The following is a 25540-nucleotide window of genomic DNA, read 5'->3' as shown; positions in this document are numbered from 1 at the left end:
CCGCAGGGAACGACCCGAGGAACGTCTCGACTCCCCGAAGGGCATGCGTACCCGCGTCCTGCCGACCCGGCGCCGTGGGCGCGGGGACGCCTTCGGTCGCGCCACCGAGGGAATCGCCCGCGCGATGGGCACCCCCTGGTTCCTCATCGGCCTGACGCTCTTCTGCGTGCTGTGGATGGGCTGGAACATCCTGACGCCGAAGTCGTGGCAGTTCGACTCCGCCGCGATCGGCTTCACCGCCCTCACCCTCGTGCTGTCACTGCAGGCCTCGTACGCGGCGCCGCTGATCCTGCTCGCGCAGAACCGCCAGGACGACCGAGACCGTGTGCAGTTCGAGCAGGACCGGCAGCGGGCCGAGCGGAACCTGGCCGACACCGAGTACCTCGCCCGCGAGGTCGTGGCACTCCGCCTGGCGATGCGCGACATGGCCTCGAAGGACTTCATCCGCGCCGAGCTGCGGTCACTGCTCGAGGAGCTCGACCGCCGGGACGGCGACCCCGAGGACCTCGACGACCTGGACGACCGAGACCGAGACCGCGCGCGGAGCCAGGGGCACGACCGTGGCCACGACCGTTCGGTGACACGTGGCTGACGTCTCCCGGCCGGAGGACCAGCTCGCCACGGCGGTCCTCGCTGCCCTCGGCCGCGTCATCGACCCCGAGATCCGCCGCCCGGTGACCGAGCTGGACATGATCCGCGGGGTCGACGTGCAGCCGGGAGGCTCGGTGCGCGTCGACCTGCAACTCACGATCGTGGGGTGTCCGGCTGCCGACACCATCGAGCGGGACGTCCGGGCCGCCGCCGGTTCCGTGGCGGGTGTCACGGCGGTCGACGTCGACGTGTCCGTGATGGACCCCGCCGTGCGTCGTGCCCTCACGGAGCGGCTGCGCGAGGGCCGTCCGCAGGGCGTCCAGTTCACCCCGGACTCGTTGACCCGCGTCATCGCGGTGACGAGCGGCAAGGGCGGCGTCGGCAAGTCCACGGTGACGGCGAACCTGGCCGTCGCCCTCGCCCGTCGTGGGCAGCGCGTCGGCATCGTCGACGTCGACGTGCACGGCTTCAGCATCCCGGGCCTGATGGGCCTCACCGACGAGCACGGCGTCGCGCCTCGCCCGACCCGCGTGGACAGCATGATCCTGCCGCCGGTCGCCCACGAGGTGAAGGTCGTCTCGATCGGCATGTTCGTCGACGACGTCTCCACCGCGGTGTCCTGGCGCGGGCCGATGCTGCACCGGACGGTCAACCAGTTCCTGTCCGACGTGTGGTTCGGTGACCTCGACGTGCTCCTGCTCGACATGCCGCCCGGCACCGGTGACGTGGCGATCTCCGTCGGCCAGCTCCTGCCGCACGCCGAGGTCCTCGTCGTGACCACGCCACAGGCTGCTGCGGCGGACGTCGCCGAACGCAGCGGGATCGTCGCCCGGCAGACGGGTCAGCGGGTGATCGGCGTCGTCGAGAACATGGCGGGACTCGTGCAACCCGACGGCAGCGTGCTGCACCTCTTCGGCGAGGGCGGCGGCGACGAGACCGCCCGACGGCTCTCCCGCGGGCAGGACTCCCCCGTGCCGGTGCTCGGCCGGGTGCCGCTCTCGGTGCCGCTGCGCGCCGGGGGTGATGTGGGCCTCCCGGTCGTGCTGGGTGACCCGACGGACGCCGCAGCCGTCGCGCTGGACGCGGTGGCGGAGCGGCTCACCGCGATGGGTCGCGGGTTGGCCGGGCGGAAGCTCGGCCTCTCGCTGTCGTGAGGCGGCTGCGTCAGGTCGCTTCGGCGTCGTACGGTGCCGGCTCGCCAGCGGCCAACGGCACGATCGGCGCGGGTGCGCGGACCTTCGCCGCAGTCACCGTCGCCGCGGCCGCAGCCGCCTCGGCACCGGCGGACGGGGAGTCGAGCAGGGCGTCGCGGATGATCCGACGCGGGTCGTACTGACGCGGGTCCAGCTTCTGCCAGTCCACGTCGTCGAAGTCGGGGCCCATCTCCTCGCGCATCCGGTCCTTCGCGGTGTCCGCGAACCGGCGGACGGCCTTGACGAAGTCGGCGAGCTTCTGGGCGTACACGGGCAACCGCTGCGGCCCGAGCAACAGCACGGCGATGATCCCGATGAGCAGGATCTTGTCGAGCTGGATGTTCACGGGAGCGAGCCTAACGCGTGGAGTCGGCGAGTCACCCGTAGAGTTGACCGACGAGGAGTGTGCGTGTCAGAGAAAGACTCGAACTGGAAGTTCGCGGAGGACATCGTCTCCGAACCCGACGGTGTCGCCCGTGCCCGTGAGCGCTCCCTCGAGCTCGGGGTCGAAGCCGTCTCACCCGCCATCGGCGCGCAGATGAGCGTGATCGCGGCCGCCTCGCGGGCGACGAGCATCATCGAGATCGGCACCGGGCTCGGCGTCTCCGGGCTGTACCTGCTCGCGGGTGCACCCGATGCGACCCTGACGACGATCGACATCGAGATCGACCACCAGCAGGACGCCCGGGACGCCTTCATCGCCGCCGGCACCGCGCCCGGACGGGTCCGACTGATCCCGGGCCGCGCCGCGCAGGTGCTGCCGCGGATGAACGACGCCTCGTACGACGTCGTGCTCATCGACGCCGACCCGGAGCACGTCATCGAGTACGTCGAGCACGGCCTGCGGCTGGCGAAGACCGGTGGCACCGTGCTCGTCCCGCACGCGCTGTGGCGCGGCAAGGTCGCGGACCCCGTCAAGCGGGACCGCGCGACGACCGACTTCCGGCTGCTCCTGACCGAGGTGTCGACCTCCGGTGCGGTCCGCAGCGCCCTGTCCCCCGCGGGCGACGGGCTGCTGCAGATGACGAAGCTCACCGACTGACCGAGGCCGCATGGCGTGCCGCCCGCGGTTCGCCGCGGTCGCACGGCGTGCTGCCGACCGCCCGGTTCGGCGGCCGTTCGTACGACGTCGGAGCGCGACCAGGGCCGGCCGGGAGGCACGACTCACGCCAGGTGCCGCAGGTACCGCTCCGGAGCCTCGAGGAACGCCCGCTGGTTCCGGACGAGATCCAGGTCTGCCCAGGCGCTCCGACGGATGCCCCACTCCCCCACCTCGAGGACGGTCGCGTCCGGGAACGCGGCGAGCACCGGCGAGTGCGTCGACAGGATCACCTGACCGACACCGTCCTCGACGATGGACTGCAGGAGCGCGATCAGCGACAGGCAGCCCGAGAACGACAGCGCCGACTCCGGTTCGTCGAGCAGCCACAGCCCGGGCCACCGCGCCCGGTCGATGACGAAGTCCAGGAACGACTCGCCGTGGCTACGCTCGTGGAACCGCGGCTCGGGGCGGCTCGGGTTCGGGTGCTGCTCCAGGTAGGTGAAGAAACCGTGCATGGTCTCGGCACGCAGGAAGAACCCACTGCGCGCTGCCCCGAAGTCGCGAACCAGACGGATGTGTTCCCACAGGTCGGACTCGGACGGTCGTGTCGAGTGCCCGGACCCGGTCGATCCGCCCTCCGGCGCCATGCCGAACGCCAGTGCGATCGCCTCGACCAGGGTCGACTTCCCGACGCCGTTCTCACCGACCAGCACCGTGACGGGACCGAGTTCGAGCCCCTCGTCGAGCAGCTGCCGGACCGGCGCCAGGGTCGCCGGCCAGTCGTCGCGCGGCATCGGGTCCGGGTCGAGGTACTCCTCGATGCGGCGGACCGGCAGGTTGCGGACGCGGTCCCGGGGCACGTGACCATCATGCCGGGCGGGACCGACAGCCTCCAGGCCGGGGCTCCGATCGGGCGTCCGCCGGCGGGTCATCCCCACCGGGTCTCCGCCGATGACGGACGCACGGAAGGCCCGGGACGTACGCGTCCCGGACCTTCCGTGGTGGTGCGTCGACGAACTAGGCCGAGACGACCTCTGCCAGTGCGTCGTGGAGTTCCTTGGCCTCGGCGTCGTTGACCGAGACCACCAGGCGGCCTCCACCCTCGAGCGGAACCCGCACGATGATGAGTCGACCCTCCTTGACAGCCTCCATCGGCCCGTCGCCGGTCCTCGGCTTCATTGCTGCCATCAGATTGTCCCCTTTCGTGCAGTACGAACAGGGGCCATTATCCCGTAGACAGGCACGACTGCGAAACCGCCCAGGTCGGGGGTGCTCCCTGAGCGCACCCTGAGCGTCACGGCGGCGTCCAGTCGTACCCGTCCACCCACCAGCAGAAGTACAGCCAGGTCCACTGCAGGACGACCGCCAGGACCACCATCGCGACCCGGTAGACCCGCGATCGGGGCAGCGCGACGACCCCGAGCAGCGGGGCGATCGGCAGCAGGATCCGCCACGTGCTGGACTGCGGGAAGAACACCGCCAGCAGGTACACCAGGTACGCGACACCCCACAGTCGGAGCTCCAGGCCGATGCGCCGAGCGGCTGGCTGGAACACCACGGCGACGAAGCCGACCAGCACCACGACCAGCAGGATCGTGCCCGCCGGCTGGTGGAACCACCACCCGAAGCCCTGCACCCACGGGGTGAAGGGCACGAGGTCCCCCCAGCCGATGTACGACGACCGCCAGGCGAGCTCGGTGTCGGTGTACGCGCGTGGCACACCCGTGGCTGCCCAGGCGATCGCGGGCCAGGCCAGACCGACCAGTCCGGACACCACGGCAACGATCGCCGGGGCGACGGCCGTCCGCACCGTCAGCCGCTCGGGCATCCGGAGCCAGGCCGGACGGAGCACACCGACGACCACGAACAGGCCCATCAGGAGGGCGAACGCCAGACCGGTCGGACGGGTGATCCCGAGGAGCAGGACCACGGGCAGCATCGCCCAGTACCGCCGCTGCACCAGGAGCAGCAACGCGACGAGCAGGAGCAGCAGCCCCATCGCCTCGGCGTAGGCGACCTGGAACACCACCGAGACCGGAGCGACGCAGAACAGGACCGTGGCGAAGGTCGCGCGGGCCGGGTCGAGGAAGCGCCCCATCAGACGCCGGAAGACCAGGGCCGCGCCCCAGCCGGCGAGGAGCGACACTCCGACGGCCACGAACTCGAACGATGCGCCGGTGACCGTCATGAGTGCCCGGACCATGAACGGGTACGCGGGCATGAACGCCCACGCGTTCTCGGTCACGTGCCCGGCGGCGTCGATCGGCAGCGTCGACGGGTAGCCGGACGCGGCGATCACCCGGTACCAGGCGCCGTCCCAGATCGAGGCGAACGACAGGTACGACGGGTGCTGCACCGTGAACGAGTTCGCGGTCTGGATCCGCGCGAAGCCGGACATCAGCGCCGTCGTCAGGACGCGCGAGAGTGTGTAGACGACGGTGATCCGCAGCCACCACGGCAGCAGTCGCCACCGGACGACCAGCCACGACCGCCCCGCTCGCGGCGACCGTGCGCGGGGCACGGCCGACGAGGCGGTGGTCACGCCGTCAGCCACCGCCGCAGCCCGTCCTCGACGGCCGTGATCTGAGCGACGGGGACCTGTTCGTCGTCGTGGTGCGCGAAGACCGGCTCGCCGGGGCCGTAGTTCACGGCCGGGACGCCGAGCGCGGAGAACCGGGCGACGTCGGTCCAGCCGTACTTCGGCCGCGGCGCCGGACCGCCGACGGCCGAGACGAACTGCTGCGCCAGCGGGGCATCGAGGCCGGGGCGGGCGCCGGCTGCCAGGTCCACGATCGTGACGTCGTAGCCGTCGAAGAGCTCACGGATGTGCGCGACGGCCTCTTCCGCCGAGCGCGACGGCGCGAAGCGGTAGTTCACGTGCACCATCGCCTCGTCGGGGATCACGTTGCCGGCGATGCCGCCCGAGATGCCCACGGCGTTCAGACCCTCGCGGTACTCGAGCCCGTCCACCGTCACCGTGCGGGGCTCGTACGCGGCGAGGGTGGCCAGGATCGGGGCCGTCTTGTGGATCGCGTTGTCGCCGATCCAGCTGCGCGCGCTGTGGGAGCGCTTGCCGGACGTGCGGACCTCGGCGCGCAGGTTGCCGTTGCAGCCGCCCTCGATCTGCGCCCCCGACGGCTCCCCCAGGATCGCGAAGTCGCCGGCGAGCAGCTCGGGCCGCGTGCGGGCCAGACGACCGAGGCCGTTCAGCGCGTCACTGACCTCTTCGTGGTCGTAGAAGACCCACGTCACGTCGACGTTCGGCGCGACGAGGTCGACCGCGAGCTTGAGCTGCACCGCGCAGCCGGCCTTCATGTCGACCGTCCCGCGCCCCCAGAGGATCTCCGTGCCGTCGTCGGCGGTGCGGAACTCCGTCGGCAGGTTGTCGTTGAGCGGCACGGTGTCGATGTGCCCGGCGATCACCACGCGACGCGCGCGACCGAGCTGCGTGCGGGCGACGATGGCGTCCCCGTCGCGGACCACGTCGAGGTGCTCGAGCGGGGCCAGGGCGGCTTCGATCGCGTCGGCGAGGGCACCTTCGTTGCCGGACACCGATTCGATGTCGCAGATCGCGCGGGTGATGTCGATGGACGAGGCGGAGAGGTCGAGCGGCTGCGGCATGCGGGCAGCCTACCGATCGTTCCCCGCAGGTCGGCAGTTCTCCACAGGAGTCCGGGTGGACGGTCTCCGGAGGTGGCTGCTCGGTACGCTCGGAGGGTGACCGAGACGACCCCGCAGCCCGACACCTCCGACACCTCCCGCGCCTCGCACGCGTGGGGCCACGGCCTCGCGACGATCGCGTCTGACGGCACCGTGCTCGACACCTGGTTCCCGACGACGCACCTCGGCCGGGTGCCCACCGACGCGACCGTCCCCGACGAGCTCGTCGCGGCCGCCGGTGACGACCCGCGCCGTGACGTCCGGATCGAGACCGTCACCGTCGAGATCGCCATCGACGACGCGCCCGCGAGCACCCCGGACGCCTACCTCCGCCTGCACCTGCTCAGCCACCTGCACGTGCGGCCGAACGAGATCTCCCTCGACGGCGTCTTCGGCCACCTGCCGATCGTCGCGTGGACGAACGCCGGCCCGGTGCTCCCCGAGACGCTCGCCCGGCTGCGGCCGACCCTGCAGCGCGCCGGGATCGCCGTGCACGCGATCGACAAGTTCCCGCGGCTGGTCGACTACGTCGTGCCCGACCGCGTCCGCATCGGCGACGCCAACCGGGTCCGACTCGGTGCCCACCTGGCACCGGGCACCACCGTCATGCACGAGGGCTTCGTCAACTTCAACGCCGGCACCCTCGGCGAGGCGATGATCGAGGGCCGCGTCTCGCAGGGCGTCGTCGTCGGCGACGGCACCGACATCGGCGGCGGCGCATCGATCATGGGCACGCTCTCCGGCGGTGGCACCCACCGCGTGCGGCTCGGAGCACGTGCCCTGCTCGGCGCGAACGCCGGGCTCGGGATCTCGCTCGGTGACGACTCCGTGGTCGAGTCCGGACTCTACGTCACCGCCGGCACGAAGGTCGTCCTGGTCGGCGCCGCACCGAACCCGGACGGCACACCCCGCACCGTGAAGGCCGTCGAGCTCTCGGACGCGCCGAACGTCCTGTTCCGCCGCAACTCCCTGACCGGGGCGGTCGAGGCGCTGCAGCGGAAGGGCGAGGGGATCCAGCTGAACACCGCGCTGCACGCCTGACACGCGCGATCCGGCGCGACCAGCCGGGAGGCCCGTCACCCGTCCGTCGGACGGGTGACGGGCCTCCCTTGCGCCGCGGGGAGCTGCAGGTCACCGCGGAGGCGGGACCGGGCCCGGGCTGGGGCTCCGCTCGCTCTGGTCCTCCGCTCCGGTCCGGTCCGCCGCCGAGTCCGGCCGGGTCCGGTCCGGTCCGCTCCGCCGCCCAGTCCGGTCCGCTCCGGTCCGCCGCCCCGGCGGCCATGCTCGCGATCAGCCCGACGAACGGCTGAGCGGGCGGAACACCAGGCCGCGGCGACGGACGGCCGCGGAGTTCCGCCCGCTCGCGACCGAGGCGCCGGGGGCCGGTGCCGGTCCACGAGCACCGCACCGGGCCTCCACCCCGTCGCCCGACCCACCCGCTGGACCCGCACGTCCGACGAGCGGGCGGAACACCAGGCTGCGGCGACGGACGGCCGCGGAGTTCCGCCCGCTCGCGACCGAGGCGCCGGGGGCCGGTGCCGGTCCACGAGCACCGCACCGGGCCTCCAGGCCGTCGCCCGACCCACCCGCGGGACCCGCACGTCCGACGAGCGGGCGGAAGACCAGGGTGCTCTCGCGGAGCGACCGCGCGTTTGCGCCCGCTCGCGTGCGCCCGAGTGGTCGAGCCCGCTCGAGGCGCGGCGAAGCGCACTCCGGGGCGGCCGAGCACGACGAGCCGAGCTCCGTTCGGGCGCGAACGGGCGGAAGGCCAGGGTGGGCCGCCGCGTGACCGCACCGTTCCGCTCGCTCGGCGGCGGCGGCGGGAGGACGGGACACGGACGGCGCGATCCACCCGGGCATGCCGCGGACACGCGCGTCGCCCGCGACACGCGGGACCCGCACGACGCGTGCGACCCGCCCGACCCGCTGGACCCGAAAGACCCGCACGCGGACGTGTGCGGAGGTGTGCGGCCATGCGTGGAGGTGTGCGGACATGCCTGGAGGCCCGGCGCCGGTCCACGAGACCGGCACCGGGCCTCCAGGCGGTCACGCCCACCCCTCCGGAGGCGAGCGGACCGACGAGCGGGTCAGCGCTGCGGCACGTGCCGCTCCGGGTACCCCACGTACAGCTGCTGCGGGCGCCCGATCTTGTTCAGCGGGTCGTTGTTCAGTTCACGCCACTGCGCGATCCAGCCGGGCAGCCGGCCGATGGCGAACAGCACCGTGAACATCCGCGGCGGGAAGCCCATCGCCTTGTAGATGATGCCGGTGTAGAAGTCGACGTTCGGGTAGAGCTTGCGGCTGACGAAGTACTCGTCCTCGAGTGCGATCTGCTCGAGTTCCTTCGCGATGTCGAGCAGGTCGTCCTGCACGCCGAGTGCCTCGAGGACCTCGTCCGCGGACTCCTTGACGAGCTTCGCGCGGGGGTCGTAGTTCTTGTAGACGCGGTGTCCGAAGCCCATGAGCTTCACCCCGCGCTCCTTGTTCTTCACCCGCTCGACGAAGCGCGTCACGGGCTCGCCCGAGTCCTTGATCTGCTGCAGCATCTCGAGGACGGCCTCGTTCGCGCCGCCGTGCAGCGGACCGTAGAGGGCGTTGATGCCGGCCGAGATCGACGCGAACATGTTCGCCTTGGTCGAGCCGACAAGGCGGACGGTCGAGGTGGAGGCGTTCTGCTCGTGGTCCTCGTGCAGGATGAGCAGTCGGTCCAGGGCCTTCGAGAGCACCGGGTTCGGCTCGTACGGCTCGGCCATCGTGCCGAAGTTCAGCCGCAGGAAGTTGTCGACGAAGGACAGGCTGTTGTCCGGGTAGAGGAACGCCTGACCGATCGCCTTCTTGTGCGCGTACGCGGCGATGACCGGCAGCTTGGCGAGGAGCCGGACGGTCTGCAGTTCGACCTTCTCGGGATCGTCGACGTCCATGTCGTCCTCGTAGTACGTCGACAGGGCGCTGACCGCACTGGACAGCACGGACATCGGGTGCGCCGAGTGCGGCAGCGCGTCGAACAGGCGCCGGAGGTCCTCGTGCAACAGGGTGTGGCGGCGGATCCGGCTGTCGAACGCCTCGAGCTCACTCGGGGTCGGCAGCTCGCCGTAGATGAGGAGCCAGGCGACCTCGAGGAACGTGCAGTTCGCTGCGACCTCGGCGATCGGGTAGCCGCGGTAGCGGAGGATCCCCTGGTCGCCGTCGATGTAGGTGATCGCGCTCTTGGTGGCCCCGGTGTTCACGAAGCCGTAGTCGAGCGTGTTCAGCCCGGTCTGCTTCTTGAGCGACGAGATGTCGATCGTGGAGGCGCCGTCGACGCTCTGCAGGATCGGGAACTCCGCCGTTCCCCCCGGGAACGTCAACGTGGCCGTCTCGGTCGCCTGTTCGGCACCGGGGCTCACGGGGACGGGCGTCGTGGGCGGTGTGGCCGTCTTCTGAGCGTCGTTGGCAGTGTCAGTCACGCTGGACAGCCTAATCGCGGCGACTGTCGCTCGGGTACATGCAGCGGCTCCGGAGTTGGTGTGGAACCACTGTTGCGCGGACGCGTCGCGGGTGGGCGGGTGTTCGTCCGGGAGGCCCGTCAGCCGTTCGCGACCCGGCCTGCGCTGGCGAGACGCTGGGCTGCGGCGGCGATCCGGTCGTCGGTCGCGGTCAGCGCGACGCGCACGTGTCGGGCGCCAGCCGCCCCGTAGAACGTGCCCGGGGCGACGAGGATGCCGTGCTCGGCGAGCCACGCCACGGTGTCGAGCGCGGGCTCGTCTCGGGTCGCCCAGAGGTACAGTCCGGCGCCGCTGGCGTCGATGCGGAAGCCGGCACGTTCGAATGCCGTCCGGAGCACGTTCCGCCGGTTGCGGTACCGGGTCTTCTGCTGTTGGACGTGTGTCTGGTCCTCGAGCGCGACGATCATCGCCTGTTGGACCGGCAGCGGCGGCATCATGCCGGTGTGCTTGCGGATCGCCAGGACGTCCGCGAGCAGGACCGGGTCGCCGGCGACGAAGGCTGCACGGTAGCCGGCGAGGTTCGACTGCTTCGACAGCGAGTAGACGCTGAGGACACCGTCGAAGGAGTCCCCCACCACACGCGGGTCCAGGATCGTCGGCGTCGGCGTGGTGTCGTACGGCGCGTCCCAGCCGAGTTCGGCGTAGCACTCGTCACCGACGATCACGGCACCGAGTTCGCGGGCCCGGTCGACGGCGGCGCGGAGCTGGTCGATCGAGAGCACCCGTCCGTCCGGGTTGCCCGGGGAGTTCAGCCACACGAGCTTCGTGCTGGACGGCCAGGTGGCGGGGTCGTCGGCGGCCAGGGCATCGGCGCGCACGAGGGCTGCGCCGAGCTCGTAGGTCGGGTACGCCGCTTCCGGGAACACGACGGTGTCACCGGGGCCGAGCCCCAGCCAGAGCGCCAGGCCCGCGATGAACTCCTTCGACCCGATGGTCGGCAGGACGTGGTCGGCGGTCAGCTGGACGCCCTGCCGCCGGCCGTACCAGGCGGCGATGGCCTCACGGAGCGCCGGGGTGCCGGCGACCTGCGGGTAGGCGTGCGCGTCGGTGGCGTCGGCCAGCGCGCGACGGACGACGTCAGGCGTCGGGTCGACCGGCGAACCGACACTGAGGTCGACGATCCCGCCGTCGTACGCCGTGGCACGCTGCTTGTACACCGCGAGCTGGTCCCAGGGGAAGTCGGGCAGGTCGAGCGGCACGGGTCAGGCCCGCGGCTGCGCCATGACGACCGGGTGGTCAGCGTGGATGACGCCGACCTTGGCCGCACCGCCGGGCGAACCGATCTCGGAGAAGAACTCGACGTTGGCCTTGTAGTAGTCGGCCCACTGCTCGGGGAGGTCGTCCTCGTAGTAGATGGCCTCGACCGGGCAGACCGGCTCGCAGGCACCGCAGTCGACGCACTCGTCCGGGTGGATGTACAGCGACCGGTCACCCTCGTAGATGCAGTCCACGGGGCATTCGTCGATGCACGCGCGGTCCTTGACGTCGACACAGGGCTGGGCGATCACGTAGGTCACGAGCGAGTGCTCCCTTCCGGGGGTTGAGCGACTGCCAGCCTACTCGTGCGGGGCTGCGACCACGGACCGCTCGCCGTCCGTCGGTCCCTGCGCACGGAGCCCGGTCAGGTCGGGCCAGGCGAGCACGAGCATGGCGACGACCGCCGGCCCGAACGTCCAGACGTAGCCCGCGGGGTTCGCCAGGACCAGCGGGGAGGTCGATCCGGCCACGGCGACGAGCACCTGGGTGGCCAGGATGATCCCGATGCCGGCCGCAGCGACGAGCAGTCGCGATCGGTACAGCAGGCGGACGCCGACGACGATGCCGATCACGATGAGAGTGGTCAGGACCATGCCGATCGGCGCGGTGCTCCACGAGCCGATCTCGACGGTCTGCTGGTGTGTGATGGTGCCGAGGGCGCCGACGAGGACGCCGACCACGGCGGCCACGACGACCGCGGTGGCCTTCCCCTGACCGGACATCTCGGCGTAGGTCTGCGGGGCGACGGGGACCGGGGGCGCGTCGTGGCGGAAGGCCTCGAGCGCGGGCACTTGGTGCCGGACGCCGTGCGGCATGACGTACGACAGCGACGAGGGGTCCTGCGGGTCGGCGGGGTCGACCGCGACCTGGCTGCGGTACTGCTCGAGTGCTGCCCGGACCCGGCCGCGCACCGGGCGCACGTCGACGGTGAGGTCCGCCAGCCCGGAGTCGGCGTCCACGATCATCGAGAACGGGACCTCCTCGGCCCTCGCCGCGTAGCGGGCGGCGGCGTGGATGCGGAGGTGGTCCGGGTGCCCGTAGCCGCCGTCGTCGCCGTAGCTGACCACCGCGTCGGCGCCGGTCGAGCGGATGGCGGCGCGGACGTCGTCGACGACCTCGCCCAGGTCCGCGCGGGTCAGCGAGTCCTCCGGAGCGTCACCGGCCGAGGTGGCCCGGCCGTCCGGACCCCACTGCATGCCCGAGTCCGTGTACCGCCGTACCGGGAGGTCCGTGGGACGGGCTCCTGGACCGCCGAGCCAGAGGTGCGCGGGTCCGCCAAGTGCTGCCAGCGCGGCGGCGATCTCGGTCTCACGGTGCGCGGCGACCCGGAGGCCGTCGCCGGCCATCGGGGCGAGCTCGCTCGTGAGCATCTCGCCGCGCTCACCCCGGGTCGCCGTCAGGACGGTCACGTGGGCGCCGAGTTCGAGCAGCGTCGCGATGGTGCCGCCGGACGCGAGCGTCTCGTCGTCGGGGTGCGCGTGGACGAAGAGGACGCGCTCAGGGCGTGTGACCGTGGACATCGCCTGCAAGCGTACGGGACGCCGTCGGGCCGCCGGGTGTCAGCGGGGTGTGACGATGTAGGTCGCGGTGGCCCCGCCGCCGCTGTCGGTCGAGAACGTCACGACGACGCGGTGGTCGTCGCTCCGGAACAGGCCGAAGGCACTCGAGGAGTCGGCCCGCTCGGCCGACTTCGTGAAGCCGGCGTCTGCCAGCTGCTGCGCTGCCCGGGCGAAGTCGTCGACCGAAGACGCGCGGACCTGCACGACCCACCCGGAGTCGGCGGGCCCCGCGCCACCGCCCAGCACGGTGCCGTCGACGAGCGGGACGGCCGAGGACGGGAAGCCCGCGGGCACCTGGCCGTCGCTCGTCACCTTCGTGCCCTTGAGCGCGGTGTCGAGCGCGCCGTCGATGCCACCCGCGACCTTCGCCATGCCCTGCTGGATCGCGGCACCGTCGATGCCGTGCACGGTCTCGGACACGGTCGACGCCACCGAGGAACCGAGGTCCGTCGCCTGCGTGAGGCTCTCGGACGAGCAGCCGCTCAGTCCGGCGAGGGCGACGCCGGCAGCGACGGCGGCGGTGAGGGAGGTGCGGATCGGGTGACGCATGCCGGTACCGTAACCGCCCCGATGCCGGACTGGTCGAGCATCGGCTGGGAGATCACCCGCACTGGGGGCACGCGCGCCAGGCACCCACGCCGGGCGAGCACGCCGGACAGGCGCACCGGGACGGGCACGCCGCGACAGGCGCGCTCGTCAGCCGAGCGACGCGCGGGCCGCGGCGACGAGGGCGTCGACCCCGACCGGGATCGCAGTGTCGGCCTGCGGGGCGTAGAACGGCGAGTGGTTGCTCGGGACGTCCTCACCGCGGCGGAACAGTTCCGGGTCGGTGATGCCCGTGAACCAGTACACGATCGGTGCTCCGGCGGCGGTGGCGAGCTGTCCGACGTCCTCCGAGGCCATCGCCAGTCCGGACTCCATGTCGACCGCGTGCGGCACGACGGCACGCACGGCCTCGAGGACGACCGCTGCCTGCTCGGCGTCGTTCACCAGGACGTCGGCACCCGGGGCGCGCTCGATCGTCGGGGCAGCCAGACCCCCGGCATCACTCTCGGCCCGGACGATCCGCTCGATCGAGGCGACGATCCGCGCCCGGGTCTCCTCGTTGCGCGCCCGTGTGGAGATCTCGATGACCGCGGTGTCCGGGATGATGTTCGGTCGCGTCCCGGCGTGGAAGGAGCCCACCGTGACGACGCCTGCGTCGCTCGGCCCGACCTCGCGTGAGACGACCGTCTGCAGCCGGACCACCGCCGAGGCCGCCGTGACGATCGGGTCGAGGGACGCCTGGGGAGCGGAGCCGTGGGCGCCGCGTCCGTTGAACGTCACGGTGAAGCGGTCGCTCGACGCCATCACGGCACCGGACCCCACGGCGACGACGCCGACCGGGGCCGGGGCCGAGTGCTGCCCGAGGACCACGGCGGGCGTCGGGAAGCGCTCCACGAGGCCGTCGTCGATCATCGCGCGGGCACCGGAGATGACCTCTTCCGCCGGCTGGAACACCGCGACGACGGTGCCGCTCCAGTCCGCGGTGGTCCCGACCAGACGCTCGAGTGCACCGAGCAGCCACGTCACGTGGATGTCGTGACCGCAGGCGTGCATGGTCGGCCCCTCGTTGCCGTCCTCGTCCGTCGCGCGGTCGGTGCTGGCGTAGGGCAGGCCGGTGCGCTCCTGCACGGGCAACCCGTCCATGTCGGCGCGGAGCCAGACGACCGGACCGTCACCGTTCTCGAGGACACCAACCACACCCGTCCCGCCGACGCCCGTGGTGACCGTGATGCCGCCGATCTCGGTCAGCCGGTCGACGACGACGCCCGCGGTGCGTTGCTCCTGGAAGCCGAGCTCCGGGTGGGCGTGCAGGTCCTGGTAGATCGAGAGCAGGTCGAGAGTCACCGGTCCACCGTATCTCCCGACGCCGACGGCCCGGGCACCTGCGAGCGGTGACCGGGCCGTGGGAGGGAGGACGGGCCTCCCGGGTGGTTCTGCTTACGCGTCCTGGCGCTTGAGGCGCGCGTAGGACCGCTGGCGAGCCGAAGCGTCCAGCTCGACCTTGCGGATGCGGACCGCGTCCGGGGTGACCTCGACGCACTCGTCCTCGCGGGCGAACTCGAGGCACTCCTCGAGCGACAGCTGCCGGGACGGCGTCATCGACTCGAAGGTGTCGGCGTTGGCCGACCGCATGTTGGTGAGCTTCTTCTCCTTGGTGATGTTCACGTCCATGTCGTCGGCACGCGAGTTCTCACCGATGACCATGCCCTCGTAGACCTCTTCGGTCGGGTTGACGAAGAACGACATCCGTTCCTGGAGGTTCGTGATGGCGAACGGGGTGACCACACCGGAGCGGTCGGAGACGATCGAGCCGTTGATGCGGGTCTGGATCGCGCCGGCCCACTCGTCGTAACCGTGGAAGATCGCGTTGGCGATGCCGGTGCCGCGGGTCTCCGTGAGGAAGGACGTGCGGAAGCCGATGAGGCCACGCGACGGGACGATGAACTCCATGCGGATCCAGCCGGTGCCGTGGTTCACCATGTTCTCCATGCGGCCCTTGCGGGCGGCCATGAGCTGGGTGATGGCGCCGAGGTGCTCCTCCGGCGTGTCGATCGTCATGTGCTCGTACGGCTCCTGCAGCTTGCCGTTCTCGTCACGCCTGGTGACGACCTGCGGCTTGCCGACGGTGAGCTCGAAGCCCTCACGACGCATCTGCTCGACCAGGATGGCGAGCGCGAGCTCACCACGGCCCTGGACTTCCCAGGCGTCCGGGCGGCCGATGTCGACGACCTTGAGCGAGACGTTGCCGACGAGTTCGCGGTCCAGGCGCTCCTTGACCATGCGGGCCGTGAGCTTGTGGCCCCTGACCTTGCCGACGAGCGGCGAGGTGTTGGTGCCGATCGTCATCGAGATCGCCGGGGCGTCGACCGTGATGGTCGGCAGCGGACGGACGTCCTCGGGGTCGGACAGGGTCTCACCGATGGTGATCGTGTCGAACCCGGCGACGGCGACGATGTCACCGGGGCCGGCGGACTCGGCCGGGAACCGGCTGAGCGCCTTGGTGATGAGGAGCTCGGTGATGCGGGCGTTGACGACGGTGCCGTCGTGCTTGACCCACGCGACCGTCTGGCCCTTCTTCATCTCGCCGTGGAAGATGCGCAGGAGCGCGAGGCGACCGAGGAACGGCGACGCGTCGAGGTTCGTGACGTGCGCCTGCAGCGGGTGCTCGTCGTCGTACGTCGGGGCCGGGACGTGCTGGAGGATCGCTTCGAAGAGCGGCTCGAGGTCGTCGTTGTCGGGCAGCGTGCCGTCTTCGGGCTTGTTGCGCGACGCGGCACCGTTGCGGCCGGAGGCGTAGACCACCGGCACGTCGAGGATCGCGTCGAGGTCGAGGTCGTCGACCTCGTCCGACATGTCGGAGGCGAGACCGAGGAGCAGGTCCTGGCTCTCCGAGACGACCTCGTCGATGCGCGAGTCCGGACGGTCCGTCTTGTTGACGAGCAGGATCACCGGGAGCTTGGCGGCGAGCGCCTTGCGGAGCACGAAGCGCGTCTGGGGCAGCGGGCCCTCGGACGCGTCGACGAGCAGGACGACACCGTCGACCATGGAGAGGCCGCGCTCGACCTCACCACCGAAGTCGGCGTGGCCCGGGGTGTCGATCACGTTGATCGTGATGCGGCCGCCGGGGTTGAACTCCTCTGCGTGCTTCCCGTTGTAGAGCACCGAGGTGTTCTTCGCGAGGATGGTGATGCCCTTCTCGCGCTCGAGGTCGTTCGAGTCCATCATGCGGTCTTCGCCCTCGAAGTGGGCGTCGAACGAGTTGGTCTGCGTCAGCATCGCGTCGACGAGGGTGGTCTTGCCGTGGTCGACGTGTGCCACGATGGCGACGTTGCGCAGGTCGGACCGAGTGGCGAGCGCCATACAGGACATCCTTTTGTGTTCGGAAGATGATCGGGCGAGTGCCCGGGGTTCGGGCCGGGCCCGAAGGGTTCTCAGGCTCGTCCCGAAGGGATTCGGGACCGGCCCGAGGGTGCGGGACGGTGCCCGACGGTTTTCGGGACCATGCCCGACTCGCCAGTCTACCGGTAGTTGGCAAGCAGAGGGAGTACAGCGTATGAGCCGTCGGCGAACGTGGACCGAGATCACCGTCGTCCTCATGCTCTCACTGGGTGCCAGCGCGCTCTACTCGGTGCTGCAGATCATCGACGACCTGTCCCAGACGACGCCGCTCGGACAGCAGTCGACGGCACTGAACACCTCGACGACGACAGTGCAGTACGTGGACCTCGCGCGCCAGCTCCTGGGGATCGCGGTCGACCTGGCGCCCGTGGCACTGGTCTGCATGCTGCTGTGGAGCAGCTCGCGTCCGCACCTCGGTCGGCTCGGCATCGACCGCTTCCGGGTCCGCCCTGACCTCGGCGGTGCGGCCCTGATCGCGCTCTGCATCGGGGTCCCGGGCCTCGCGCTGTACTTCACGGGCCGTGCCCTCGGGATCACCGTCGCCGTCGACCCGGCCGCCCTCGGGTCGTACTGGTGGACGATCCCGGTGCTCCTGCTGTCGGCCGTCCGATCGGGCCTGCAGGAAGAGGTGATCGTGGTCGGCTACCTGTACGCACGCCTCGGCGATCTCGGGTGGGGGCGGTGGCAGGTCATCCTGTCCACCGCGGTCCTCCGCGGGAGCTACCACCTGTACCAGGGCTTCGGCGCGTTCATCGGCAACGCGGTGATGGGCATCCTCTTCGGCTGGATCTACACGAGGTGGGGACGGCTGCTCCCCCTCGTGATCACGCACGTGCTCCTCGACGCCACCGTGTTCGTCGGCTACCCGTTCGTCGCGCGGGCGTTCCCCGGGCTCTTCTCGTGACGCGACGTCGCTTCCTCGGTCGTCCTCGATGGGACTGTTCTCCACAGGAATGCGCTCGCCTGTCGCGCTGACCCTCTGAAATGCTACGTTCCACACATTGCACCGAGCGATGTGGGGAACGATGGGGATCGAGTTCGACGACGTGGCCGCGTCACGGCTGCTCACCTGCCTGACGGACGCGGCGCTGGGCCTCCGGGCGAGCGGTGCCGGCCGACGTGCCAGCGCCGAGACGGCACTGCGCGACTTCCACGGTGCGTACGCGCGCCTGTTCGAGGCGGCCCGGACGATCGAGTCGGAGGACCGGGTCCGGTTGACGAGGGCGCTCGAGGACCTCGCCGTCCAGCTGCACGTCGTCAACCGTCAGGCGGACGAGGAGCGCCGGCGACAGGAGGCTCGTGCCGCGTGGCAGGAGCGCGAACGGGGACGGGACCGGGCCCTCCTCACCGTCGGAGCCCCGCTGCGGCCGACACTGGACTGGTCCAGCTGTCTCTGGGACCCGGAGCCGGCGGACACCCCGGTCCGTCCGACACCGCTGACGGCGTCGTTCCGTGCGCGGACCCGGCCGCGGAGCAGCGGCGGCGGCGGGAGTGGCGCGGGTGGTCCGAGCGGTGCGGGCGGCCGGAGCGGTGCCGACCCGCGGCGCCTCCGCGAGTTCAGCGGCTCGGCTCATGTGCAGGACGCGGCCACCGAACAGGACCTGACACGGGTCCGGAACGCGTGGGCGGGCTTCACCAGTCGGTGCAGTTGGGTCCCGGTCGACGAGGCCACCCTGGTCGTCGGGTTCGGGGACTACCTGGCCGAGAACGCCGAGGACGCCGCATGGGCGGCACGTATCGCAGACGCGTTCGCCGCCGCGGGTGGTCGCGTGTGCCTGGCGAACGGGACCCTCGACGTCGCCGGCACGTCGACCCTGCCAGCGGCACTCCGACGGGCACTGGACCCGTCGGCGACGCCGGCCGAGGTCGCAGCGGCTTGGCGGGGACTCGGGCTGTCGGAACACGACCTCCGCGCGCTCCCCCTGGCGACGAAGCTGCAGATCGCGAACCTCGACGGCGTCCCGGCTGCGGCGCGGGACATCGCCTCGCGCGCGGTCCTGACCGCCGCGCTGGCGAACCCGGAGCGGGTGTACCGGATGCTCGGGCTACCGTACACCTACGGGGCGGTGGGGATGGACGAGTTCCGTCGGCAGGTGGCGGCGTTGTGGAAGGGGGTACGGCGGGCGGACCGACTGGCGCAGGGACTCGACGCGCCGTCCGCGGCAGTGGCGCAGCTCGTCGGGTTCGGAGCGTCGGACGGGGCACTCGTCGCTGCGGTGTCGCTCGGGGACCTCGACACGGCGTCAAACGTCACGGTGAACGTACCGGGCGCAACCACCACGCTCGACAGCGCGGATGAGAAGGTCCGCGCCGCCAACGGCGTGGTACGCCGAGCGATGCGACTCACCCCCTCGTCGACCTTCGCCTTCGTCTCCTGGTTCGGTTACCGGGCACCGGCGGCCATCGAGGTGCCTTCCCAGCAGCGTGCGGTCGCGGGCGGGGCCGAGCTCACGTCCTTCCTCGATGGTGTCCGCGACAGCCGGAACGGCAACGGCCCTCGCCGTCTGACGGTGCTCGGACACTCCTACGGGTCTGCGGTCGCTGTCGAAGCGACCGCGCAGACGCGGTACCGGATAGATGCCGTCGTCACGTACGGGTCAGTGGGGCTCACCGACGACACGAAGCCCGAGCACCTCAACGTCGGCGAGGTCTTCGCCACGGAGGGTGAGCAGGACCACACGGCCCGCTTCGGGAGGATCGGTCGGACCGACCCGCGTGCACTGCCCAGTGTGCACGTCTTCTCGGCGGAGGCAGGGCCGGAAACGAACGCGGTCACTGGTCACGACATGTACCCGCCGCGGGGCGTGGGGTACCTGTCACCGGGAGCCACATCACAGCGGCACATCGCCGAGATCATCGCAACGGGGAGGCCGGAATGAAGACGTCGACCAGGACAGTCGGCACGATCGGTGCCGTCCTCCTGACAGTCGGGCTGACTGTCGGGTGCACGTCCGGAGAGGGAACCGTGGACGAAGACGCAGGAGCACGCACGCAGCAGGAGGTCGCCACGCTCTCCTTGCGTGAGGAGTTCGACCGCTACCGCGAGCAGTACCGGAAGATGCAGGAGGTGCTCGCCGATGCGCAGCGACAGCTGTACGAGGGAGCGTGGCGATGGAACGGCGGGGACGACATCCCACAGATCGGCGGCGACGGGACCCGCCCGCTGGCCGGCGCGGACACGCACAACACGTACGCCCTGACCTCGAGTCGCTCGTACGACCCTGAAGGCGCCGAGGGGGCCAGGTCTGACCTCGACCCCATGATCGACTACTTCACCGCGAACAGTTGGAGCTTCCACGTCGAACGGGTCGGTCGTACCTACTACCTCGACGGCTTCACCAACGACGGCTGGCGTATCGAGTACCTCGTTCAACAGAGCGGTCATTACTCGCTCACGGTCTACAGCGACCTGTTCTGGACGAACGACGCTGACGCCCTGTCCGAAGCTGTGGGCGGCCGCGCCGGAGGACGTCACCCCGCCTACTCCAGACCCGGCGAGTACCCGGATCCGCCGACATGGGACTCCCCGATCATCAGCCCACCGAAGATCTGACGATGCGACACCGGATTCGACTCGGGGTGATCGCCTCGACCGTTCTCGGGCTACTGGGCGGTTGCGCGTCGGGCGGAACAGAGATGCCGAAAGACGCCGCCGGACTCACCCAGGAACAGGTCCGGGAGCTGACACTCCACCAGGAGTACGACCGCTACCGCGACCACTACGAACACATGCAACGGCTGCTCGAGGGAGCGCAGCTCGCCGTCCACGATGGCGAATGGGAATGGGTCGCTGGCGACGGAATCCCTGGGATCGGAGGCGACGGGGTCGCTCCCCTGCCCGGAGCAGACACCAAGAACAGCTACTTCCTCACTTCTGGCCGCATCTGGATGCCACCTGGCGCCACCGGCGCGCAGCGCGACCTCGACCCCATGATCGAGTACTTCGAACACCAGGGGTGGGCGATCGACCAACGCGCGATCTCCGACAGCTACGAAGTCTGGGCCAACACCGGCGACGGATGGCAGATCAACTACAGCCTCCGCACCAACGGGCGGTACTCCCTCGACGTCTCCAGCGAACTGTTCTGGACCAACGACGCGCTCGACCTGTCGACGGCTGTGTACGGAAGGTCTGCGCTGCAGTGGCCGGACGACTCCGTCCCGGGCGAACACCCTGTCCCGCCATCATGGGAGTCGCCCATCATCAACCAGCCCGAGATCTGACGATGCGCCACCGATCGGGGCTCGTAGCCGTCGCTCTGACCGTGCTCGGGTTGGCCGGTTGCGCGGCGATGGGGCCAGAGATGCCGAGCACGCGCGATCTCCGACAGCTACGAAGTCCGGGCCGACACCGACGAACCGGAGATCTGAGCCGCACCACGAGACGGACGGGAGGCGCCTCGCACGTCGTGCGCACCGCCTCCCGTCATCCCACGGCTAGGCCGCGATCGACGGGACCTTCTCCGGGTAGTGGCACGCCGCGCGGTGGTCGACGTCCTCGCCGCGGCGGGGCGCCTTCTCGGGCGACTCCTGCTCGCAGCGGCGACGCTCCTCCTCCGGGAGGATCGCGTAGAGCGGGCAGCGTGACCGGAACCGGCAGCCGGTCGGTCGCTCGGTCGGGCTGGGTGGGTCGCCCGGCAGCAGGATCGTCGTTCGGGACCGCTCGATGACGGGGTCCGGCACCGGCACGGCGGACATGAGCGCTGCCGTGTAGGGGTGCATCGGGCGTTCGAAGACCTCGTCGACGGCACCCTCCTCGACCGTGCGGCCGAGGTACATCACGCTGACCCGGTCGGCGACGTGCCGGATGACGGAGAGGTCGTGCGAGACGAACAGGTACGAGAGCCCGAGGCGTGCCTTGAGTTCGGCGAGCAGGTTGAGCACGCCAGCCTGGATCGACACGTCGAGGGCAGAGACCGGCTCGTCGAGGACGACGAGGTCCGGCTCCACCGCGAGCGCACGCGCGATGGAGATGCGCTGCCGCTGCCCGCCGGAGAACTCGTGCGGGTAGCGGTCTGCCTCGGCGGCCTGCAGCCCGACCAGGCCGAGCAGTTCGGGCACCCGTTCGTCGATGCGGGACGCCGGCGCACCGATCGCTCGGAGCGGTTCCGCGACGACGTCGAACACCGACATGCGCGGGTCGAGGCTGGCGGACGGGTCCTGGAACACCATCGAGATGCGCTGACGCAGTGCCCGTGTGCCGGCTGCACCGCGGGCGGTGGCGTCGGCGAGTGATTCGCCGAACAGTTCGACGGTTCCCGCTTCGGGACGCTCGAGGTCCATCAGCTGGTGCAGGGTCGTCGACTTGCCGGAGCCGGACTCGCCGACGAGGCCGAGGGTCTCACCGCGGCGGATGTCGAGGTCCACTCCGTCGACGGCGTAGACGTCACCGACCTTCCGACGGAACACGGCGCCCTTGACGAGCGGGAACGTCTTGGTGAGCCCTTCGACGTGCACGACGGGCTCACGGTCGGTGCGCGACGCCTCGACCGCTGCGGCGTGCTCGGGGACGACGGGCAGGGCGAAGATCCGGCCGGCATCCGCGTGGGCGGCGGCGACCTCGGCGGTGCGGTGGCACGCGGCGGTGTGACCGGAAGCGTGCAGTGGACGGGACGCGCTGGCTGCCGAGGGCGTGGCCGTGCTCGCGGTGGTCTCGTCCGCATCCGCCCGGGTACCGACGGCGGCAGCGTCGACGGCGGCGATGCCGATGCCCACCGGCGGAGCGAGGGCGGGCTCGGTCGACCGGCAGACCTCGCTGACCAGGGGGCAACGAGCCGCGAAGGGGCAGGCGTCCGGCAGGTCGATGAGCGACGGCGGCGACCCGGGGATCGGCACGAGCGGCGACCGGTCGGTGGCGTCGAGCCGCGGCAGCGCCCCGATGAGTCCGATCGTGTACGGCATGCGCGGACGGGCGAACAGCTCTTCGGCGGTCGCCGTCTCGACGATCCGGCCGGCGTACATCACGGCGATCCGGTCGGCGATGCCCGCGATGACCCCGAGGTCGTGGCTGACGAACACCAGCGCCGCACCCGTCTCGCGCTGGGCGGTCCGGAGCACCTCGATGATCTGCGCCTGGATCGTCACGTCGAGTGCCGTGGTGGGCTCGTCCGCCAGGATCACGTCGGGGTCGTTCGCCATCGCCATCGCGATCATCGCGCGCTGCCGCATGCCGCCGGAGAACTCGTGCGGGAAGGCGTCGACGCGGCGGGCGGGCTCGGGGATCCCGACGAGTTCGAGGAGCTCGATCGCACGGGCACGGGCCTCCGCCTTCGAGGCACCGCGGTGCAGGCGGACGGTCTCCGCGATCTGGTCACCGATCGTGTACACCGGTGTGAACGCGGACAGCGGGTCCTGGAAGACCATCGCGACCTTGTCGCCACGCAGCCGGCTCATCTGCTTGTCCGAGCGCCCGAGGAGTTCCTCGCCGTCGAGTTCGACGGAGCCGGTGACCTTCGTCGTCTCGGGCAGCAGTCCGAGGACGGCCATGCTCGTCACCGACTTGCCGGACCCGGACTCCCCGACGATGCCGAGGACCTCGCCGCGTCGGAGTTCCAGGTCGACCCCGCGGACCGCGTGCACGGTCCCTCGCGGCGTCGGGAAGCGGACGTGCAGGTCGCGGACCCGCAGGATCGGCTCGGTGGTGGTCGTCGGCGTCGCGGCCGACCCGTTCGTGATGGTGCTCATGCTGCTTCCCCGGTGGTCGGTGCGGCGGTCATACGCCGGAGCCGGCTTGCGTGTTCAACGCGGCCACGTCCACGGCCGCCTGGTTCTGGTCACGACGGCGGTTGCGCTTCTCGCGCTTGCCGGTCGTCGAGGTGGGGTCGAGGGCGTCGCGGAGACCGTCACCGATCAGGTTCGCCGCGATCGCGAAGACCACGAGCGCGCCGGCTGCGAAGTAGAACAGCCACGGGCTGGTCAGCGCGTTGGCCTGGTTCTGCGCGATCAGGGTGCCCAGCGAGACGTCGGGCGCCTGCACGCCGAAGCCGAAGTAGCTCAGCGTCGTCTCGCCGAGCACCGCGGTGGCGACCTGGATCGTGCCGTCGATGATGAGGAAGGACGCCACGTTCGGCAGGATGTGCCGGAAGATGATCCGGAACGGGCCGATCCCCATGTAGCGGGCGGCCCGGACGAACTCGCGTTCCTTGACGGACAGCGTCATCGCCCGCACCACACGGGCGGTGATCATCCAGCCGAACAGCGTGATGAGCACGACCAGGACCAGCCAGCCGGCGTTCTGGATGCGCGGGCTGATGATCGCGATGATGAGGAACGACGGCAGCACGAGCAGCATGTCGACGAAGAACATCACGATGCGGTCGACCCAGCCGCCGAAGTACCCGGCGGCCGCACCCGTGATCGCCGCGATCGCGGTCGAGAAGACGGCGACGAGCAGGCCGATCAGCAGGCTCTTCTGCATGCCTCGTGCGGTCTGCGCGAACACGTCCTGCCCGATGCCGTTCGTACCGAACCAGTGCGCTGCGCTGGGCGGTCGCGTGAACGACGTGTAGTCGATCGCCGAGTACTGCCACGGGCTGACCAGCGGGCCGATGAACGCGAAGGCGAACAGCGCCACGACGACGATGACGCCGATGCCGGCGCCGCGGTTCATGAAGAGACGCCGCGTGGTCTGCAGGAACCGGTTGCCCTGCCGCTTCGGACGGGCCGGGGTGTCGCTCCGTGCGATGAGCGACGGGTCGACGGGTTCGATCCGGGTGTCGGTCATGTCATGCCCTCCTGACGCGGGGGTCGAGCGCTGCGGTCGCGACGTCGGCGAGGAACCCGGCGATGAGCACCACCACCGCGGCGAACAGCGTGTACGCCGTCACGACGTTGACGTCGTTGCCGTTCACCGCGTCGATGAACCACGAACCGAGCCCGTTCCACGCGAAGATCTTCTCGGTCAGGGTGGCCCCGGTCAGGATGCCGAGGAACCCGTAGGCGAAGAGCGTGGTCATCGGGATGAGTGCGGTGCGCAGGCCGTGCTTGAACGTGGCACGGCCCCGCGTGAGCCCCTTCGCCCGTGCGGTCCGGAGGAAGTCCGAGCCGAGGACGTCGAGCATGGTCGCGCGCTGGTAGCGGCTGTAGATGGCGATGAGGCCCACCGCGATCGAGATTGTCGGCAGCAGCAGGTGCGCGCCGCGGTCGACGAGCAGGGTCAACGCCGATCCGTCGAGTCCGGGCGTCGCTTCGCCGGTGAAGTTGATGAGTTGGCTGCCGGCGTCCTGGTTCAGCTTGGTCGCACCGATCTTCAGGAACACGGCGGTCAGGAACACGGGTGTCGAGAACAGCACGATCGAGATCGCGGCGCTCACCCGGTCCGAGATCTGGTACTGCCGGATCGCGTTCCACACGCCGACGAGCACGCCGAGCACGATGCCGGCGATCGACCCGACGAGCAGCAGTCGGAGGCTCACCCCGAGCCGCGGGAAGAACTGCTCGTTCACCGAGCGGTCCTGGATGGTCTGCCCGAGGTCACCGTGCACGACGCCGTCGAGCCAGTGGGTGTACCGGATCACCACGGGGGTCTTGTCGTTGACGCCGATGTCGTCGAGCTTGGCGTCGATGACCTGGGCGGACGGCGCGGGGTTCCGCTCCGCGTAGACGGAGCGGGGGCTGAACGTCGCTGACGCGAGGAAGTAGGTCAGCGAGGTCGCGAGGAACACGAGCACGACGTAGTACACGAATCGACGCGCCAGGAAGCGGATCATGGAGGCCACCATAGAGCCTCGTTTGTTTCCGGTACATGTCGCGCCACGGCCGGGCTCGTAACGAAAGTACGTCGGATGCAGAAAAAGCGCTCTACCCCCG

Annotated in this window: 23 protein-coding genes; 8 read left to right on the top strand and 15 right to left on the bottom strand. The window is 70.7% G+C overall.

The window, feature by feature from the left end; genetic code table 11:
- Positions 1–43: 43 nt before the first annotated feature.
- Together DEJ33_RS09090 and DEJ33_RS09085 are read left to right on the top strand one after the other, a co-directional pair.
- Positions 44–592 carry a DUF1003 domain-containing protein gene (locus DEJ33_RS09090; RefSeq protein ID WP_111078695.1) on the top strand — a complete coding sequence of 183 codons (549 nt, stop codon included), beginning with the start codon at positions 44–46 and terminating at the stop codon, positions 590–592.
- A complete protein-coding gene (locus DEJ33_RS09085) occupies positions 585–1745 on the top strand; it encodes an Mrp/NBP35 family ATP-binding protein (RefSeq protein ID WP_111078649.1) in 1161 nt (386 codons plus the stop codon). The genes DEJ33_RS09090 and DEJ33_RS09085 overlap by 8 nt, the downstream gene beginning before the upstream one ends.
- A gap of 10 nt (positions 1746–1755) precedes the next feature.
- Here DEJ33_RS09085 and DEJ33_RS09080 read toward each other — a convergent pair whose 3' ends face one another.
- Positions 1756–2130: a twin-arginine translocase TatA/TatE family subunit gene (locus tag DEJ33_RS09080; protein ID WP_111078648.1), complete on the bottom strand. Its 375-nt coding sequence runs from the start codon at positions 2128–2130 to the stop codon at positions 1756–1758.
- A 63-nt stretch (positions 2131–2193) separates the two neighbouring features.
- Between DEJ33_RS09080 and DEJ33_RS09075 the strand changes: the two genes are divergently transcribed.
- Positions 2194–2826: an O-methyltransferase gene (locus DEJ33_RS09075; RefSeq protein ID WP_111078647.1), complete on the top strand. Its 633-nt coding sequence runs from the start codon at positions 2194–2196 to the stop codon at positions 2824–2826.
- A 122-nt stretch (positions 2827–2948) separates the two neighbouring features.
- Here the strand turns inward: DEJ33_RS09075 and DEJ33_RS09070 are convergent, their stop codons facing one another.
- From DEJ33_RS09070 to dapE, 4 genes are all read right to left on the bottom strand, one after another.
- Positions 2949–3620 carry an AAA family ATPase gene (locus tag DEJ33_RS09070; RefSeq protein ID WP_111078694.1) on the bottom strand — a complete coding sequence of 224 codons (672 nt, stop codon included), beginning with the start codon at positions 3618–3620 and terminating at the stop codon, positions 2949–2951.
- Positions 3621–3843: 223 nt separating this feature from the next.
- Positions 3844–4014 carry a DUF3117 domain-containing protein gene (locus tag DEJ33_RS09065; RefSeq protein ID WP_017887054.1) on the bottom strand — a complete coding sequence of 57 codons (171 nt, stop codon included), beginning with the start codon at positions 4012–4014 and terminating at the stop codon, positions 3844–3846.
- 106 nt (positions 4015–4120) lie between these two features.
- On the bottom strand, positions 4121–5368 hold the full coding sequence (locus tag DEJ33_RS09060; RefSeq protein WP_258374635.1) for a mannosyltransferase family protein: 1248 nt from the start codon (positions 5366–5368) through the stop codon (positions 4121–4123).
- On the bottom strand, positions 5365–6447 hold the full coding sequence (dapE, locus tag DEJ33_RS09055; protein ID WP_111078645.1) for a succinyl-diaminopimelate desuccinylase: 1083 nt from the start codon (positions 6445–6447) through the stop codon (positions 5365–5367). Before dapE ends, DEJ33_RS09060 begins: the two co-directional genes overlap by 4 nt.
- Before the next feature lie 96 nt (positions 6448–6543).
- Between dapE and dapD the strand changes: the two genes are divergently transcribed.
- Entirely contained in the window at positions 6544–7527 is a 984-nt protein-coding gene (gene dapD / locus DEJ33_RS09050; RefSeq protein WP_111078644.1) for a 2,3,4,5-tetrahydropyridine-2,6-dicarboxylate N-succinyltransferase, read from the top strand.
- 1046 nt (positions 7528–8573) lie between these two features.
- On the opposite strand, the gene DEJ33_RS09045 is transcribed toward dapD, so the two are convergent.
- The 7 genes from DEJ33_RS09045 to typA all read right to left on the bottom strand — a co-directional run bounded on the left by DEJ33_RS09045 (position 8574) and on the right by typA (position 16693).
- The gene (locus DEJ33_RS09045) at positions 8574–9872 is read right to left on the bottom strand and encodes a citrate synthase (RefSeq protein WP_110903273.1); all 1299 of its coding nucleotides are present in this window, start codon (positions 9870–9872) and stop codon (positions 8574–8576) included.
- Between the two features lie 179 nt (positions 9873–10051).
- Positions 10052–11170: a succinyldiaminopimelate transaminase gene (gene dapC / locus DEJ33_RS09040; protein WP_111078643.1), complete on the bottom strand. Its 1119-nt coding sequence runs from the start codon at positions 11168–11170 to the stop codon at positions 10052–10054.
- Positions 11171–11173: 3 nt separating this feature from the next.
- Positions 11174–11488, bottom strand: a complete 315-nt coding sequence (fdxA, locus tag DEJ33_RS09035; protein ID WP_110903275.1) for a ferredoxin — start codon at positions 11486–11488, stop codon at positions 11174–11176.
- Positions 11489–11527: 39 nt separating this feature from the next.
- Positions 11528–12748: a PIG-L family deacetylase gene (locus DEJ33_RS09030; RefSeq protein ID WP_111078642.1), complete on the bottom strand. Its 1221-nt coding sequence runs from the start codon at positions 12746–12748 to the stop codon at positions 11528–11530.
- A gap of 39 nt (positions 12749–12787) precedes the next feature.
- Positions 12788–13336 (bottom strand): hypothetical protein, encoded by a 549-nt coding sequence (locus DEJ33_RS09025; RefSeq protein WP_111078641.1) that lies wholly within the window; start codon positions 13334–13336, stop codon positions 12788–12790.
- A 147-nt stretch (positions 13337–13483) separates the two neighbouring features.
- The gene (locus tag DEJ33_RS09020) at positions 13484–14677 is read right to left on the bottom strand and encodes an amidohydrolase (protein ID WP_111078640.1); all 1194 of its coding nucleotides are present in this window, start codon (positions 14675–14677) and stop codon (positions 13484–13486) included.
- A gap of 93 nt (positions 14678–14770) precedes the next feature.
- The gene (gene typA / locus DEJ33_RS09015) at positions 14771–16693 is read right to left on the bottom strand and encodes a translational GTPase TypA (protein ID WP_110903279.1); all 1923 of its coding nucleotides are present in this window, start codon (positions 16691–16693) and stop codon (positions 14771–14773) included.
- Positions 16694–16886: 193 nt separating this feature from the next.
- Between typA and DEJ33_RS09010 the strand changes: the two genes are divergently transcribed.
- From DEJ33_RS09010 to DEJ33_RS08990, 4 genes are all read left to right on the top strand, one after another.
- Positions 16887–17636, top strand: coding sequence for a CPBP family intramembrane glutamic endopeptidase (locus DEJ33_RS09010; protein ID WP_111078639.1), 750 nt, complete (start codon positions 16887–16889; stop codon positions 17634–17636).
- A gap of 121 nt (positions 17637–17757) precedes the next feature.
- The gene (locus DEJ33_RS09005; protein WP_181432909.1) at positions 17758–19611 is read left to right on the top strand and encodes an alpha/beta hydrolase; all 1854 of its coding nucleotides are present in this window, start codon (positions 17758–17760) and stop codon (positions 19609–19611) included.
- An 86-nt stretch (positions 19612–19697) separates the two neighbouring features.
- A complete protein-coding gene (locus DEJ33_RS17235; protein WP_181432910.1) occupies positions 19698–20285 on the top strand; it encodes a hypothetical protein in 588 nt (195 codons plus the stop codon).
- Complete coding sequence (locus DEJ33_RS08990; protein ID WP_146242574.1) at positions 20249–20956, top strand: hypothetical protein; 708 nt, start codon at positions 20249–20251, stop codon at positions 20954–20956. The genes DEJ33_RS17235 and DEJ33_RS08990 overlap by 37 nt, the downstream gene beginning before the upstream one ends.
- A 213-nt stretch (positions 20957–21169) precedes the next feature.
- Here DEJ33_RS08990 and DEJ33_RS08985 read toward each other — a convergent pair whose 3' ends face one another.
- From DEJ33_RS08985 to DEJ33_RS08975, 3 genes are read right to left on the bottom strand one after another with little or no spacing between them, the layout of a single operon-like run.
- Entirely contained in the window at positions 21170–23416 is a 2247-nt protein-coding gene (locus tag DEJ33_RS08985) for an ABC transporter ATP-binding protein (RefSeq protein WP_111044650.1), read from the bottom strand.
- 28 nt (positions 23417–23444) lie between these two features.
- Entirely contained in the window at positions 23445–24455 is a 1011-nt protein-coding gene (locus tag DEJ33_RS08980; RefSeq protein WP_111078633.1) for an ABC transporter permease, read from the bottom strand.
- A 1-nt stretch (position 24456) separates the two neighbouring features.
- Positions 24457–25440 carry an ABC transporter permease gene (locus DEJ33_RS08975; RefSeq protein WP_111078693.1) on the bottom strand — a complete coding sequence of 328 codons (984 nt, stop codon included), beginning with the start codon at positions 25438–25440 and terminating at the stop codon, positions 24457–24459.
- Positions 25441–25540: the final 100 nt, after the last annotated feature.

Origin of the sequence: Curtobacterium sp. MCPF17_047 (assembly GCF_003234045.1) — a bacterium.
Classification (GTDB): Bacteria; Actinomycetota; Actinomycetes; order Actinomycetales; family Microbacteriaceae; genus Curtobacterium.
This window is presented reverse-complemented; position numbering and strand designations above follow the sequence as displayed.

What these genes read in the sequence shown, in the direction of transcription:
- DEJ33_RS09090 (WP_111078695.1), top strand. Translation starts at nt 44, where the DNA reads ATGCGTACCCGCGTCCTGCCGACCCGGCGCCGTGGGCGCGGGGACGCC.
- DEJ33_RS09070 (WP_111078694.1), bottom strand. Translation starts at nt 3,620, where the DNA reads ATGCCGCGCGACGACTGGCCGGCGACCCTGGCGCCGGTCCGGCAGCTG.
- DEJ33_RS09065 (WP_017887054.1), bottom strand. Translation starts at nt 4,014, where the DNA reads ATGGCAGCAATGAAGCCGAGGACCGGCGACGGGCCGATGGAGGCTGTC.
- dapE (WP_111078645.1), bottom strand. Translation starts at nt 6,447, where the DNA reads ATGCCGCAGCCGCTCGACCTCTCCGCCTCGTCCATCGACATCACCCGC.
- DEJ33_RS09030 (WP_111078642.1), bottom strand. Translation starts at nt 12,748, where the DNA reads ATGTCCACGGTCACACGCCCTGAGCGCGTCCTCTTCGTCCACGCGCAC.
- DEJ33_RS09025 (WP_111078641.1), bottom strand. Translation starts at nt 13,336, where the DNA reads ATGCGTCACCCGATCCGCACCTCCCTCACCGCCGCCGTCGCTGCCGGC.
- typA (WP_110903279.1), bottom strand. Translation starts at nt 16,693, where the DNA reads ATGGCGCTCGCCACTCGGTCCGACCTGCGCAACGTCGCCATCGTGGCA.
- DEJ33_RS09010 (WP_111078639.1), top strand. Translation starts at nt 16,887, where the DNA reads ATGAGCCGTCGGCGAACGTGGACCGAGATCACCGTCGTCCTCATGCTC.
- DEJ33_RS09005 (WP_181432909.1), top strand. Translation starts at nt 17,758, where the DNA reads ATGGGGATCGAGTTCGACGACGTGGCCGCGTCACGGCTGCTCACCTGC.
- DEJ33_RS08990 (WP_146242574.1), top strand. Translation starts at nt 20,249, where the DNA reads ATGGGACTCCCCGATCATCAGCCCACCGAAGATCTGACGATGCGACAC.
- DEJ33_RS08985 (WP_111044650.1), bottom strand. Translation starts at nt 23,416, where the DNA reads ATGAGCACCATCACGAACGGGTCGGCCGCGACGCCGACGACCACCACC.
- DEJ33_RS08980 (WP_111078633.1), bottom strand. Translation starts at nt 24,455, where the DNA reads ATGACCGACACCCGGATCGAACCCGTCGACCCGTCGCTCATCGCACGG.
- DEJ33_RS08975 (WP_111078693.1), bottom strand. Translation starts at nt 25,440, where the DNA reads ATGATCCGCTTCCTGGCGCGTCGATTCGTGTACTACGTCGTGCTCGTG.